The organism is Phenylobacterium sp., from assembly GCF_035539035.1.
In the GTDB taxonomy this organism is placed as follows: Bacteria; Pseudomonadota; Alphaproteobacteria; order Caulobacterales; family Caulobacteraceae; genus Phenylobacterium.
In genome coordinates, this window is sequence record NZ_DATLJI010000013.1 from 250,590 (window position 1) to 263,035 (window position 12,446).

General features: G+C 71.3%; 13 protein-coding genes. 1 reads left to right on the forward strand and 12 read right to left on the reverse strand.

What is annotated here, in order from left to right:
• Positions 1-8: 8 nt before the first annotated feature.
• Both VM685_RS09505 and VM685_RS09510 read right to left on the reverse strand, forming a co-directional pair.
• The gene (locus VM685_RS09505) at positions 9-1,541 is read right to left on the reverse strand and encodes an aldehyde dehydrogenase family protein (RefSeq protein ID WP_325459903.1); all 1,533 of its coding nucleotides are present in this window, start codon (positions 1,539-1,541) and stop codon (positions 9-11) included.
• A 7-nt stretch (positions 1,542-1,548) separates the two neighbouring features.
• On the reverse strand, positions 1,549-2,658 hold the full coding sequence (locus VM685_RS09510) for a saccharopine dehydrogenase family protein (protein WP_325459904.1): 1,110 nt from the start codon (positions 2,656-2,658) through the stop codon (positions 1,549-1,551).
• A 122-nt stretch (positions 2,659-2,780) separates the two neighbouring features.
• On the opposite strand from VM685_RS09510, the gene VM685_RS09515 reads away from it, so the two are divergent.
• Positions 2,781-3,206 (forward strand): Lrp/AsnC family transcriptional regulator, encoded by a 426-nt coding sequence (locus tag VM685_RS09515; protein WP_325459905.1) that lies wholly within the window; start codon positions 2,781-2,783, stop codon positions 3,204-3,206.
• Here VM685_RS09515 and VM685_RS09520 read toward each other — a convergent pair.
• The 10 genes from VM685_RS09520 to VM685_RS09565 all read right to left on the reverse strand — a co-directional run.
• Positions 3,203-4,108: an NAD(P)/FAD-dependent oxidoreductase gene (locus VM685_RS09520; RefSeq protein ID WP_325459906.1), complete on the reverse strand. Its 906-nt coding sequence runs from the start codon at positions 4,106-4,108 to the stop codon at positions 3,203-3,205. The genes VM685_RS09515 and VM685_RS09520 overlap by 4 nt on opposite strands.
• Position 4,109: 1 nt before the next feature.
• Positions 4,110-4,517, reverse strand: coding sequence for a c-type cytochrome (locus VM685_RS09525; protein ID WP_325459907.1), 408 nt, complete (start codon positions 4,515-4,517; stop codon positions 4,110-4,112).
• Positions 4,510-5,391, reverse strand: coding sequence for a cytochrome c oxidase assembly protein (locus VM685_RS09530; protein ID WP_325459908.1), 882 nt, complete (start codon positions 5,389-5,391; stop codon positions 4,510-4,512). The genes VM685_RS09525 and VM685_RS09530 overlap by 8 nt, the downstream gene beginning before the upstream one ends.
• On the reverse strand, positions 5,379-5,723 hold the full coding sequence (locus VM685_RS09535) for a hypothetical protein (protein WP_325459909.1): 345 nt from the start codon (positions 5,721-5,723) through the stop codon (positions 5,379-5,381). The genes VM685_RS09530 and VM685_RS09535 overlap by 13 nt, the downstream gene beginning before the upstream one ends.
• Positions 5,720-6,325 carry a hypothetical protein gene (locus tag VM685_RS09540; protein ID WP_325459910.1) on the reverse strand — a complete coding sequence of 202 codons (606 nt, stop codon included), beginning with the start codon at positions 6,323-6,325 and terminating at the stop codon, positions 5,720-5,722. Before VM685_RS09540 ends, VM685_RS09535 begins: the two co-directional genes overlap by 4 nt.
• Entirely contained in the window at positions 6,322-8,250 is a 1,929-nt protein-coding gene (ctaD, locus tag VM685_RS09545; protein ID WP_325459911.1) for a cytochrome c oxidase subunit I, read from the reverse strand. The genes VM685_RS09540 and ctaD overlap by 4 nt, the downstream gene beginning before the upstream one ends.
• Positions 8,247-9,266, reverse strand: coding sequence for a cytochrome c oxidase subunit II (coxB, locus tag VM685_RS09550; RefSeq protein WP_325459912.1), 1,020 nt, complete (start codon positions 9,264-9,266; stop codon positions 8,247-8,249). Before coxB ends, ctaD begins: the two co-directional genes overlap by 4 nt.
• A complete protein-coding gene (locus VM685_RS09555) occupies positions 9,263-9,841 on the reverse strand; it encodes a cytochrome c (protein WP_325459913.1) in 579 nt (192 codons plus the stop codon). Before VM685_RS09555 ends, coxB begins: the two co-directional genes overlap by 4 nt.
• Before the next feature lie 43 nt (positions 9,842-9,884).
• The gene (locus VM685_RS09560; RefSeq protein WP_325459914.1) at positions 9,885-11,342 is read right to left on the reverse strand and encodes a CehA/McbA family metallohydrolase; all 1,458 of its coding nucleotides are present in this window, start codon (positions 11,340-11,342) and stop codon (positions 9,885-9,887) included.
• Positions 11,342-12,446: thiolase C-terminal domain-containing protein (locus VM685_RS09565; RefSeq protein ID WP_325459915.1), on the reverse strand; the 1,105-nt coding region annotated here is incomplete at its 5' end. The genes VM685_RS09565 and VM685_RS09560, both read right to left, overlap by 1 nt.

Sequence of the window (12,446 nt, forward strand, 5' to 3'; positions counted from 1 at the left end):
GCGACGGGTCACACGTCGAACGTCACGCCCTGGGCCAGCGGCAGGGTGCGGCCGTAGTTGAGCGTGTTGGTCGCCCGGCGCATGTAGGCCTTCCAGGAATCGGAGCCGGCCTCGCGGCCGCCGCCGGTCTCCTTCTCGCCGCCGAACGCCCCGCCGATCTCGGCGCCCGAGGGGCCGATGTTGACGTTGGCGATGCCGCAGTCCGAGCCCGCGGCCGAGATGAACAGCTCGGCCTCGCGCATGTCGTTGGTGAAGATCGAGGACGACAGGCCCTGGGGCACGTCGTTCTGCAGCCGGATGGCGTCCGCCAGGTCCCTGTACTTCATGACGTAGAGGATCGGCGCGAAGGTCTCGCGGCGGACCACCTCGGCCTGCTCCGGCATCTCCACCAGGGCCGGCCGCACATAGGCGGCGTCCGGGCAGCCGGGGACCTCGACGGCCTCGCCGCCATGGACCTTGCCGCCGGCGGCGATGGCGTCGTTGATGGCCTTGACCATCTGCGAGCGCGAGCCCTGGTCGATCAGCGGGCCCACCAGCGTCCCGGCCTCGCGGGGGTCGCCCACCGGCACGGAGGCGTAGGCCGCCTTCAGCCGGGGCAGGAAGGCGTCGTAGTGGCTCTCGTGGATGAAAAGGCGCCGCAGCGTGGTGCAGCGTTGGCCGGCGGTGCCCATGGCGGCGAAGGCGATCCCGCGAAGCGCCAGGTCCAGGTCGGCGCTCGGCGCCACGATGGCGGCATTGTTGCCGCCGAGCTCGAGCAGGGCGCGGGCGAAGCGGTGCGCCAGCCGCGGGCCGACCGCGCGGCCCATGGCCGTGGAGCCGGTGGCCGAGACCAGCGGCACCTTGCGGTGGTCCACCAGCCGCTCGCCGACCTCGCGGCCGCCGATCACCACGGCCGACAGGTTGGCCGGGGCCTCACCGAACTTCGCCACGGCGCGTTCGAACAGGGCCTGGACGGCGAGCGCCGTCAGCGGGGTCTTCTCCGACGGCTTCCAGACGCAGGCGTCGCCGCAGACCAGCGCCAGCGCCGAGTTCCACGACCACACGGCCACGGGGAAGTTGAACGCCGAGATGATGCCGACGACGCCCAGCGGGTGCCAGGTCTCCATCATCCGGTGGTCCGGGCGCTCGGTGGCGATGGTCAGGCCGAACAGCTGGCGGGAGAGGCCGACCGCGTAGTCGCAGATGTCGATCATCTCCTGCACTTCGCCGTTGGCCTCCGAGACGACCTTGCCGGCCTCCAGGGTCACGAGGCGGGCGAGGTCGGCCTTGGCGGCGCGCAGCTCCTCGCCGAACAGGCGCACGAGTTCGCCGCGGCGCGGCGCGGGGACCACGCGCCAGGCCAGGAAGGCCTCGTGGGCGGCCTCGACGGCGGCGTCCACCTGGGCGGGCGTGTTGTCGTGCACGTGGGCGATGACCTCGCCGGTCACCGGCGAGCGGACGGGGCGGTCGCCGCCCGTGGTGAGCGCGGCGGGGACGCCGAGGCGCTCCAGCACCTGGGCGGCGTCGGCGGCGGCCGACGTGATCTTGGCTTGCAGGGTCATGGGACGCTTACTCGGCGGCGGCGCGGAAGGTGATCTGGTCTTCGGGGGCATAGAACCGGCCGAAGCGGTTGGCCAGGAAGTCGTCCAGCGGGATGTCCTCCTGCCGGATGAAGCCCTGTTGCGGCAGCTTGCCGTCGGCCAGCATGTCGAGCACGGCGCAGATGGCGCCGGCGGTGGTGATCTGAATGGCGCTCTTCAGGTGGCCGCCGACCATGCGGGCGTAGACCTTGTTCACATAGGTCTCCTGCATCAGCCGGCCGTCCTTCATCCCCGAGACGGTGACGAAGACGATGACCACGTCCTGCAGGGTGGCCGGGACGGAGTTCTCCAGGATGTCCTTGAGCACGTCGCGGCGGTTGCGCAGGTTCAGGTCGTTCAGCAGGGCCTTCATGATGGCCGCGTGCCCGGGATAGCGGATGGTCTTGTAGTTGAGGTTGCGGACCCGGCCTTCGAGCGTCGCGCAGAGCGTGCCGAGACCGCCCGACGTGTTGAACGCCTCGTAGGTGACGCCGTCGAGGGCGAACTCCTCGCACTCCTCCATGGCCGGCACTTCGCGCAGCTTGCCGTTCACCACGGCCTCGCAGGGCTCGCAGTACTCGTTGATCACCCCGTCCGTGGACCAGGTGAGGTTGTAGTTCAGCGCATTGGACGGATAGCGCGGCAGGGCGCCGACGCGCAGTCGCACGTCGTGCAGTTCGTCGAAGTGCTTGCAGAGGTCCCAGGCCGCGATGGTGATGAAGCCGGGGGCCAGGCCGCACTGCGGGATGAACGCCGTGCCCGAGGTCTGGGCGAGCTCGCGGGTCACGCGGCTGGACGCCACGTCCTCGGTGAGGTCCAGGTAGTGGGCGCCGGCCGCCGCGGCGGCGCGGGCCACGGTGACGGTCAGGTGGTAGGGCGCGCAGTTGACCACGGCGAAGCGGCCCTTCAGCGCCTGGGCGAGCGCGTCCACGTCGTCGATGGCCATGGCGGCGGTCTCGACGCCGATCCGCGGCTGCAGCGCCTTCAGCGCCTCGCCCGACTGGTCGATCACCAGCACCTCGTAGGCGCCGGAGCCCACCAGCAGGTCGACGACCGTCGAGCCGATCTTGCCCGCGCCGACCACAGCCACCTTGCGCATCGAATGCCTCCCGGAGAATCCAGGCCCAAGGGTCCGCCACGGCTCAGCCGGTATCAATTGACGCTTCGGCGCTTTGTTCAGGTATTGTGGGCGAGTCGACGAACCCCAGCGGCGGAGTGACGATGGACGACCTCGACGAGCACCTCCTGGCGCGGCTGCGGGAGAACGCCCGCGCGCCGGTGGCGGAGCTGGCCCGGGCGCTTGGCCTGTCGCGGACCACGGTGCAGAGCCGGCTGGCCAAGCTCGAGCGGTCCGGCGTGATCGCCGGCTACGCGGTGCGCCTCTCCGAGCGCCACGAGGCGGCGCGGGTCCACGCCTTCATCATGCTCACCGTCGAGCCCAAGCAGGCGGCGGCGGTGACCGCGGCCTTGAAGCGGATGCCTGGCGTGCGCCGCCTGCAGTCGGTGAGCGGGCCCTTCGACATGGTCGCCACCGTCGACGCGCCCAGCGTCGCGGAGATGGACGCCCTGATCGATGAGATCGGCGAGCTGCCCGGCGTGGAGCGCACCAACTCCTCGATCGTGCTCTCCACCAAGTTCGACCGCTAGCGGCCCTCCCGCAGGCGGTTGTGGATGTCGGTGGCCGCGGTCGCCGCCTCGCCCTCCGCCGTGGAGATCTGGTTCAGGCCGCGCACGACGTCGCCGGCGGCGTAGAGGCCGGGGACAGAGGTCTCCTGGTGATCGTTCACGACGAGCCGTCCGCTGTCGTCGAGCTTCGCCCCCGCCTGCACCGCCAGCTGCACGCGCGGCGTCACGCCCAGGGCCGAATAGACCACGTCGAACTTCCTGGGCTCGCCCGCGCCGAAGTCGAAGGCGGTGATCTTCCGCTTCTCGACCACCACCCCCTGGACGGCGCTGTCGATGACCTCGACGCCGGCCTTCTTGAGCTCCCGGCGCAGCGCAGGGTCCGGCGGGTCGTGGCCCACGTGAATGAAGGTGACGTCGTCGGAATAGGTGGCCCGGATGAAGAGGGCCTCGCGCGCGCAGTGGTCGTCGCGGCCGATGACGCCCACTTTCTGGCCGATCACCTCGTAGCCGTCGCAGATCGGACAGATCCGGACGAGGCCCCTGGCCACCCCGTCTTCAAGGCCCGGGATATCGGGGGCGTTGTCGATCACGCCGGTGGCCAGGATGACGGCGCGGGCCTGCAGGGTCTCGGTCTCGGTGGCGACCTCGAAGCCGCCGGTGACCGGCGTGAGCCGCTCCACCCGGCCGGAGCCGATACGGGCCCCGTATTTCTCCGCCTGGCGGCGCATGCGGGACAGCAGGGTCGTGCCGCGCACCCCGTCGGGATAGCCCGGAAGGTTGTGGCTGCGGGGTATCCATCCGGCCCGGCTCGACCCGGACTCGATCACCCGGAAATCCCGCCGGAAGCGGGCCAGGTAGATGGCCGCGGTCAGCCCCGCGGGGCCTGCGCCGATCACCACGCAATCAAGCATCTTGTCGGCCATCTCAGTTGAGGGTCAGCAGGTAGGCGGCGATGTCGCGGGCCTCGGCCTCGCCGATCCCCATGTTGGGCATGGCGCTCTGCGGGTCGATGGCGTGCGGGTCCTGGATCCAGGCGACCAGGTTGGCGGGCGTGTTGCTGGCCCGTCCGCCGATGTAGACGCGGCCTGCGAAGCCGGTGAGCGGCGGGCCCACCTTGCCCCTCGCGCCGGAGACGCCCGGGATCACGTGGCAGCCGCCGCAGGCGCGGCTCTGGATGGCGGCCTCGCCCTGACCAGGCTCGCCGCCGGTCATCACGGCGACGCGCTCGTGCATCTGCCGGCGCGACAGCAGCCGGTCGCCGACCACGCTGCCCCCGATCACGAGCACGGCTGCGGCGCCGGCGAGGCCGGCGATCAGGGCTTTGCTAGGCATCGTGCGCCTCCTTCATCGGCGCGCTCCTGAGGTGCGGGGCGAGGATGGCCACCGCGACGATCGCGTGCAGGAGCCCCCCCGGCACCCACATGAGCAGGCCCGCCAGCTGCTGGTCCTCGGCCGGGGTCAGGCCGAAGGCGGCCAGGCCCAGGGCGGCGTAGGGGCCGTACCAGGGGCTCTCCGACAGGGCCATGAACGCGCCCAGCGCCCCGGTGATCATCGAGGTGGCGAACAGGCAGAAGGCGGCGATCCAGGCGTTGCGGCGCGGGCCCAGCATGGCCGACCAGAACAGGAGCGCGGTGACGAAGAAGGACAGGTGCTGGGCGGCGTGCCAGCCCTCGTGCTTGAGCGCCCGGTCGAACAGCGAGGGCAGGTGCCAGATCCAGATGGCCGCGGCCTGCAGGACGGTGGCGAGCAGGGGATCGGAGAAGAACCGCCAGAGCCCGCCGCCCGCCCGGCTGCGGGGGATGGCGGCCAGCGCCTGGCGCCCGCCGGCGGGGAAGGCCCAGATCATCACGCCCAGCGGCCGCGACCAGACGAACAGCGGCGCGGCCACGAGCATGATCAGCTCGTGCTCGATCATGTGGGCGGTGAAGGAGCGGCCGCTGGCGGCGTGCAGCGGCGACAGCGACGAGACCGCGAGCGTCAGGAGGCCGAGCGTGAAGATCTGCCCGCGCCGGGCCATCTCCGGCCGGCCACTGGCCGATCGTCGCCACAGCCGGAGGAACCCCGCGCCATACAGCCCCGCGGCGAGCAGCCAGGGGAGCGCGATCCAGGGCTCGGGCCCGCTCCAGCCGGGGGCCTCCGGCGCGTGGGCCAGGGCGATCCCCGGGACCATGGCCAGGAGGAGCGCCAGACGGATCACCGGAAGCACCCCGGCACGATGAAGCCCGATATCGTCTGCAGGACGACCGCGAACAGGAAGACGGCGGCGGCGCCGACGCCCAGCCAGCCTGCGAAGTCGCGGCTCTCCGGCCGGTCGGCGCTCGAGGGCGGGGCGGCGCGGGCGCGCCAGGAGATCAGGCCCCCGGCGACCACCAGCGCGGCGCAGGCCAGCCCCGTACCCGCCGTGAGCCACGGCCCGCCCAGCCGGCAGTCCCAGTAGACGGCGTTGGAAGCCGCCTGGTGCTGGGCGAACCAGGCGGCCGCGCCCAGGAAGACGCCTGCCCAGGGGGCGAGGCTGGAGCGTCGCAGCCGAAGGCTCATGGCGCCCACCGCGGGGCCCAGTAGACCAGGGCGTAGGTCGGCAGCCAGAAGAGGGCGATGTAGGCCCAGTAGCCGGCGTTGTCGTCGACGTCGGAGAACCGCTCGGTGTCCACCGGGTGGGTGAACAGGAAGACCGTCAGGAAGGCGGTGTCGAGGAAGTCGGTGATCAGGTGGACGGTATGGATCAGCACAAGGGCAAAGACGATCGAGCCGTAGGCGTCCTGGTCCCAGCGGGTGTTCAGGTGTCCAAACTCGAAGGCGCGGATGACCAGGATGGCGATCCCCAGGAGCGCCATGACCAGCGTCCAGCGGCGGGTCGCGGCCAGGTCGCGCCGGAGCGCTGCCTTGGAGGCGAAGGCGTTCGGCAGCAGGCTGCCCACGAAGACGGCGGCCCCCAGGCTTCCCCAGAAGAGGTCGGGCGCCCGGTCGGTCAGCGGCCACTGCACCGCGCCGTTCATCAGGTAGAGGTAGGCCGCGAAGGCCAGCAGGAAGCCGACGCCCTCGATCAGCATGAAGCCCGCGCCCGCCCAGAACCAGAGGCCGTGCTGGCGGAAGCCGGCGGAGGGCAGCCGGGAGAGGTCGCCGACGATCCGCGCGGTCATGCGAGCGCCCCTGGTGGGACACGCGGCTCGTCAGGCGAGACGGTCTTGGAGTGCGACGGCCGCGGCCAGAACCAGCCGAGGACCGCCAGCACGGCGAACGGGGAGAGCCAGACCAGCGCCCATTCGTTGAAGATCGAGCCCAGGAAGAGGGCGGTGACCGCCACCGCGGTGACGAAGGGCCAGATGCTGGGCGGCGGCGAGCCCTCGCGGACGTCCGGAACGGCGTCGCTCACCGTGGTCAGCAGCACCTCCCGGTGATCGGTGTGCAGGCCGGTCATCACCGGCAGCCTGCCCTTAGCGAGCCACAGCGGCTCGCGGCCCTCGACCACCGGCGTCAGGCCGAAGTTGTAGGGCGGCGGCGGCGAGGTCGTGGCCCACTCCAGCCCGCCGGCCTTCCAGGGGTCGGGGCCCGCCACCGCCCCGCGCCGGGCGCTGACGATCAGGTTGAGCAGATAGACGGCCACGCCGGCGGCCATCAGGTAGGCCCCGCCGGAGGCGATCATGTTGAGCCCGCCCCAGCCCATGTCGTCCGGATAGGTGTAGACGCGCCGGGGCATGCCCCAGAGCCCCAGGATGTGCATCGGGAAGAAGCCGATGTGGAACCCTGAGAAGATCAGCCAGAAGCTCCACTTCCCGGCCTTCTCCGACGGCATCCGGCCGATCGCCTTCGGGAACCAGTAGTGGATGGCGCCCAGCAGCGGGAACACCGCTCCGCCGATCAGGACGTAGTGGAAATGGGCGACCACGAAGTAGGTGTCGTGCACCTGCAGGTCGAGCGGGACCGAGGCCAGCATCACGCCCGTCAGCCCGCCCAGGACAAAGGTGACGATGAAGCCCACCACGAACAGCAGCGGCGTCGCGAACCGGGGCTTGCCGTCCCACATGGTGGCGATCCAGCAGAAGATCTGAACCCCGGAGGGGATGGCGATCGTCATGCTGGCGGCGGTGTAGAAGCTGTTGCCCAGCCTCGGCAGGCCGGTGGCGAACATGTGGTGGACCCACAGGCCGAAGCCCAGGAAGCCGGTGGCGATCAGGGCCAGCACCATCACGGGGTAGCCGAACACGCTGCGCCGGCTGAAGGTGGCCACGATCTCCGAGACGAAGCCCAGGGCGGGCAGGAAGATGATGTAGACCTCTGGGTGGCCGAAGAACCAGAACAGGTGCTGCCACAGCAGCGTCGAGCCGCCTTCGGCGTCGTTGTAGAAGTGGGTGCCGATCAGCCGGTCGGAGATCAGGAAGCTGGTCGACAGCATCACCGCCGGCATGGCGAACACGATCATGAAGGCCGTCACCAGGCTGGACCAGGTGAAGAGCGGCATGCGGCCGAGCGTCATGCCGGGCGCGCGCATCTTCAGGATGGTGACCGCGGTGGCGACGGCGGTGGCCAGGGCGGCGACCTCGGTGAAGGTCACCATCTGGGCCCAGATGTCGGTGCGCTTGCCGGGCGAGAACTGCGGCCCCGCCAGCGGGACATAGGAAAACCAGCCGGTCTCCGGCCCCACGTCGAGGGCGAAGGCCACCCAGATCAGGATCCCGCCGGCGAGGTAGATCCAGTAGCTGAACGCGATCAGGCGCGGGAAGGCGATGGTCCGCGCGCCCACCATCAGGGGCGTCAGGTAGACCGCCATGGCCTCCATGATCGGCACGGCGAAGAGGAACATCATCGTCGTGCCGTGCAGACTGAAGATCTGGTTGTAGCGGTCCGGGTCGATCAGTCCGCTCTCGGGCCGGGAGAGCTGCGCGCGCATGGCGGCGGCGAGCAGGCCGCCCAGCACGAGGAAGACCAGGCCGGTGACGATGTAGCGCCGGCCGATCGCCTTCGGATCGACCGAGGTGAGGAAGCCCCAAAGCCCCGGCCGCTCCGCCCAGGCGCGCTCGAGCCGGTCGTGTTCGGCGGCCTCCACGCCGGTCAGGGAGGCGCTCACCGCAGCGTCTCCAGATAGGCGACGACGGCGTTGAGCTCGCTGGAGCTCAGCTCGACACGGGGCATCTTCGTGCCCGGCTTGATCCCCTGCGGGTCGGCGATCCAGGCCTGCAGGGCCGCGCGGGTGTTGGGCAGGGTGCCGGCGGCGATGTGGCTGCGGCTCATGAGGTGGGTGAGGTCCGGGCCGGTGGACCCGCCCGCGTCCGTTCCCTGCACGCGGTGGCACATGACGCAGGCCTTGGACCCGAACAGCTGCTTGCCGGTGACGGCGGCGGGCGAGACCGGATCGGGGGCGGACGCGATCTGGCGCCTGGTCCAGGCCTCGAAGCCCGTCGCGTCGTCCACCTTCACGTCGAAGGCCATCTTGGCGTGCTGGAAACCGCAGAACTCCGCGCATTGACCGCGGAAGGCGCCGATGCGGCGGGGCGTGACCGCCACATAGTTCGTCCGCCCGGGGATCAGGTCCATCTTCCCGGCCAGGTTCGGGACCCAGAAGGAGTGGATCACGTCGTTGGACTTCAGCTCGATGATCGCCGGCCGGTCCACCGGCAGGTGCAGTTCGTTGGCGGTGAGCACGTTCTCCGACGGCAGGGCGCCTTCGTACTCCACCTGCCACCACCACTGGTTGGCGGTGACCTTCACGCGCAGCGGGTCGGGGCCGGCCTCGGCCAGGCTGCGGTCCACCAGGAAGCTGACGGTGGTGAGCAGGACGAGGCCGGCGGCGATGAGGGCGGCCCAGCCGGCCAGGCCGCGGCGCAGGGCGGGCTCGGCGGCGGTCTCGCCCGTGACCGGCATGTCGGAAGCGGGCGCCCGGCGGGCGCGCCACAGGGCCCACGCCAGGAAGGCCATGACCAGCAGGTACATGATCCCGCAGACCACCAGCATGGTGCGCCAGACCACGTCGATGTCGCGCGCCTGGTCGCCGGCCGGGTCGAGCGTCGTCTGGATCCCGCTGCAGCCGGCCAGGAGGAGCGCCAGGAGGGCCCCCGCCGGCGCCCGCCGTGCGTCCTGGCTCATCCGCCGCCGCCCGTCTTGGCCGCCGGGGAGTCGCCGCTCTGCCCCTGCGGGTCCTGGTTGTTGATCGGGCCGGTGGAGCGCATGCGGTTGTCGGCGCGGCTGGGCGCCGCCAGGCGGTCGGCCTCGCCCGAGAGCGACTTCACATAGGCGGCGATCTGCCAGACCTGCTGCTCGGGAATCTTGTCCTTGAAGGCCGGCATCCCGTTCGGGCGGCCCTGGACGATGGAGGCATAGATCTGCTCGATGTCGCCGCCGTAGATCCACTTGTCGTCCATCAGCGGCGGGCCGATGCCGCCGCCGCCGTTGAAGTGGCAGCCGACGCAGTTGAACCAGGTGTAGTAGGTCTGGCCCTGGCTGATCTGGAAGGCGTTGCCCTCATAGGCGATGGCCCGCGGATCGGTCGGGGTGGGCGAGGGCTGGCCGGGGAAGAGGCCGCTCACCGCCACGCCCTTCGGCCCCGTCTCGGCGCCGGGCGCGGGCTGCAGGGGGCGGTGCTCGCGGTCGCAGGCCGCAAGCGTCGCGGCGAGCGCCGCGGCGGCGCAGGCGCGAACGACGGATGAAACCCCGTGACCCATCCACATCCTCCCTCCGCCTCAACTCGTGAAGCTTGGCTTCGGTTCAGGGCCGGGAGGTCGCGGGCTCCAGATAGATGGGATTGCCGAGCAGCCAGAGGCGTCCGTCGGGGCCGCGGACGTCGATCCGCAGCCAGCCGGAGAGGGGCTGCTCGCCGACCAGGGTGAGGGTGCGGGTCTCGTCGGCCGAGAGCGGCCCGACGCCGGCCTCCCGGATGCGGGCGGCCAGCGGCCCGGCGTAGGCCAGGCGGCCCGTCTCAACACCTTTCAGCCGGACCTCGACGCTGACGCGCTCGCCGGCGGGAATGCGCAGGACGTCGCCCATGCGAGCCGAGGCGCTTCCGGCCCGGGCCGTCACGTCGAGCAGCCGGTCGCGGGAGCCGGCGAGGTCCACGAAGGCATGGCCGGCGCGGAGGGCGTCGAGGATGGCGGCCTGGGAGAGGTTTTCGGCGTGGACGACGGTGGTGGGGACCCCGACCGCCGGCGCGCGAGCGGGATCGAGGGTGGCGTCGTGGTTGTCGGATCCGCCGATGGCGGTGACCCGCCGGCCCTCGTTCAGCCGCGCCTCCCAGAAGGCGAGCCCCACCGCATTTCCCCCGTTGATCGCCTCCACCGCGGCGATGCGCCGATCCCCCGTGGGCGCTGTCCAGCCGCAGCCCATGCAGGCCTCGCCGGAAGGCAGGCCGGGATGGTTGATGGAGACCAGGGCGCCAGCGGCCTCCGCCTGGTCGAGAATCCGGCCGAGCGTCGGGGCGCGCGGGCCGCCCAGCTGGAAGTCGAGCGGGGCGGTGGTCCCGAAGACGTTGGCGTGGCCCTGGAAGGTGGTGATCTCGCGTCCGGGGATCAGCAGCAGCCGGTCGAAGGCGGGCTGCAGCTCGGCCAGGGCCTGGTGATGGGAGGAGGTGTTGTGCTCGGTCACCGCCACGAAATCGAGCCCGCGCGCCGCGGCGGCCTCCAGGGTGCGGTAGAGCGGGCAGGGCGCGCGCTTTCCGCTCTGGGCGGCGCAGGAGCCGTCGGAGTGGGCGGTGTGCAGGTGCAGGTCGCCGCGGTACCAGGCGGGCCCTGTCGTCAGCGGGGCCTCGGCGAACCCCTGGAAGCGGCCGTTCCGCTCGAAGGTGACCTTGGCGGTGTATTCGGCGCGGGCGTCCTTGCGCAGGTTGGGCACGCCGAGGATCAGCCGCCAGGTCCCGGCCGGCAGCGGCCCCGGCAAGTAGGAGGGCGTGGCCCAGGTCTCGGAAACCGTGAACCGCGCCTTGTTGCCCCCGCTCCAGCCCCGGAACCGCTGCGGGTCGCGGAGGCCCAGCTCGATGACGCTCTTCTGCTCGCGGCCGGTGTAGGCGAACTCCACCGTCACCGCCGTGACCCCCGCCGGCACCCGGAACGGGACCTCCCGGTAGGTCTGGTGGTCCGCCCCGATCATGACGCCGGTCAGGGTGAGGTCCTGGGCGGCGGCGGGCGCGGCCAGCAGGGCGAACGCCGCCGCCAGCCCCGCCCGGCGCCTCATCAGGGCGCCTCGTTGGAGAAGATGATCGTGCCCGAGGCGGCGAACATGCCGCCGACGCCGTGGGCGACGCTGATCTTCGCGCCCGGCACCTGGGCGGGGGCGATCCCGCGCATCTGCCGCACGCTCTCCTGCAGGGCGTACATGCCGTACATCCCGGAATGCATGTAGGAGAGCCCGCCGCCGTTGGTGTTCAGCGGCAGCTTGCCGCCCGGCGCGGTGTTCCGTTCCCGGATGAACGCCGCCGCTTCGCCCGGTTTCACGAAGCCGAGGTCCTCCAGGCCGTAGAGCGGCAGGTGGGCGAAGGCGTCGTAGATCATCAGGTGGTCGACGTCGTCGTGGCTGATGCCGGCGGTCTCGAACGCCTTCTTCCCCGAGATCCGGAAGGCGGTGGACGAGGTGAAGTCGTACATCTGCGACACCATCGGCGTCTCGACGCTCTCGCCCGTGCCGAGCACGTAGACCGGCTTCTGCGGGAAGTCCTTCGCCCGCTCGGCCGAGGTCAGGATCAGGGCGCCGCCGCCGTCGGTGACCAGGCAGCACATCAGCTTGGTGAACGGCCAGGCGATCATGTCGGCGTTCATGACGTCGTCGACGGTGATCGGGTCGCGATAGCTGGCGCGCGGGTTCTTCGCCGCCCACTCCCGCTGGATCACGGCGACCGGGGCCATGTCCTCCGGCGTCAGGCCGTAGGTCTTCAGGTAGCGCAGCACCGGCACGGTGAACATGGTCGGCGGACCCACCGGTCCGTAGGGCATCTCGAACTGGCCCATCAGGCTCGACGGCGAACGGCCGAAGCCGCCGGCGCCGACCCGGGATCGGCCGCTCTCGCCGTGGGTGATCAGGATGGTGGTGGCGAGCCCCGCGTTGATCGCCGCCGCCGCGTGGCGGACGTGCAGCATGAAGGAGCAGCCGCCGACGCTGGTGCCGTCGGCGTAGGTCGGCCGGATGCCGAGGTAGTGGGCCAGCTCCACCGGGCTGATGCCGGCGGTTGCGACGCCGTCGATGTCGGACGGCTTCAGGCCGGCGTCGGCCATGGCGTTGAGGGCGGCGTCGGCGTGCAGGCCGATCACCGAGACGTCCGGGATCTTGCCCATCTTCGTGGTC

Coding starts and splice junctions, on each gene's coding strand:
- VM685_RS09505 (WP_325459903.1), bottom strand. CDS start 1,541: ATGACCCTGCAAGCCAAGATCACGTCGGCCGCCGCCGACGCCGCCCAG.
- VM685_RS09510 (WP_325459904.1), bottom strand. CDS start 2,658: ATGCGCAAGGTGGCTGTGGTCGGCGCGGGCAAGATCGGCTCGACGGTC.
- VM685_RS09515 (WP_325459905.1), top strand. CDS start 2,781: ATGGACGACCTCGACGAGCACCTCCTGGCGCGGCTGCGGGAGAACGCC.
- VM685_RS09520 (WP_325459906.1), bottom strand. CDS start 4,108: ATGGCCGACAAGATGCTTGATTGCGTGGTGATCGGCGCAGGCCCCGCG.
- VM685_RS09525 (WP_325459907.1), bottom strand. CDS start 4,517: ATGCCTAGCAAAGCCCTGATCGCCGGCCTCGCCGGCGCCGCAGCCGTG.
- VM685_RS09535 (WP_325459909.1), bottom strand. CDS start 5,723: ATGAGCCTTCGGCTGCGACGCTCCAGCCTCGCCCCCTGGGCAGGCGTC.
- VM685_RS09540 (WP_325459910.1), bottom strand. CDS start 6,325: ATGACCGCGCGGATCGTCGGCGACCTCTCCCGGCTGCCCTCCGCCGGC.
- coxB (WP_325459912.1), bottom strand. CDS start 9,266: ATGAGCCAGGACGCACGGCGGGCGCCGGCGGGGGCCCTCCTGGCGCTC.
- VM685_RS09555 (WP_325459913.1), bottom strand. CDS start 9,841: ATGGGTCACGGGGTTTCATCCGTCGTTCGCGCCTGCGCCGCCGCGGCG.
- VM685_RS09560 (WP_325459914.1), bottom strand. CDS start 11,342: ATGAGGCGCCGGGCGGGGCTGGCGGCGGCGTTCGCCCTGCTGGCCGCG.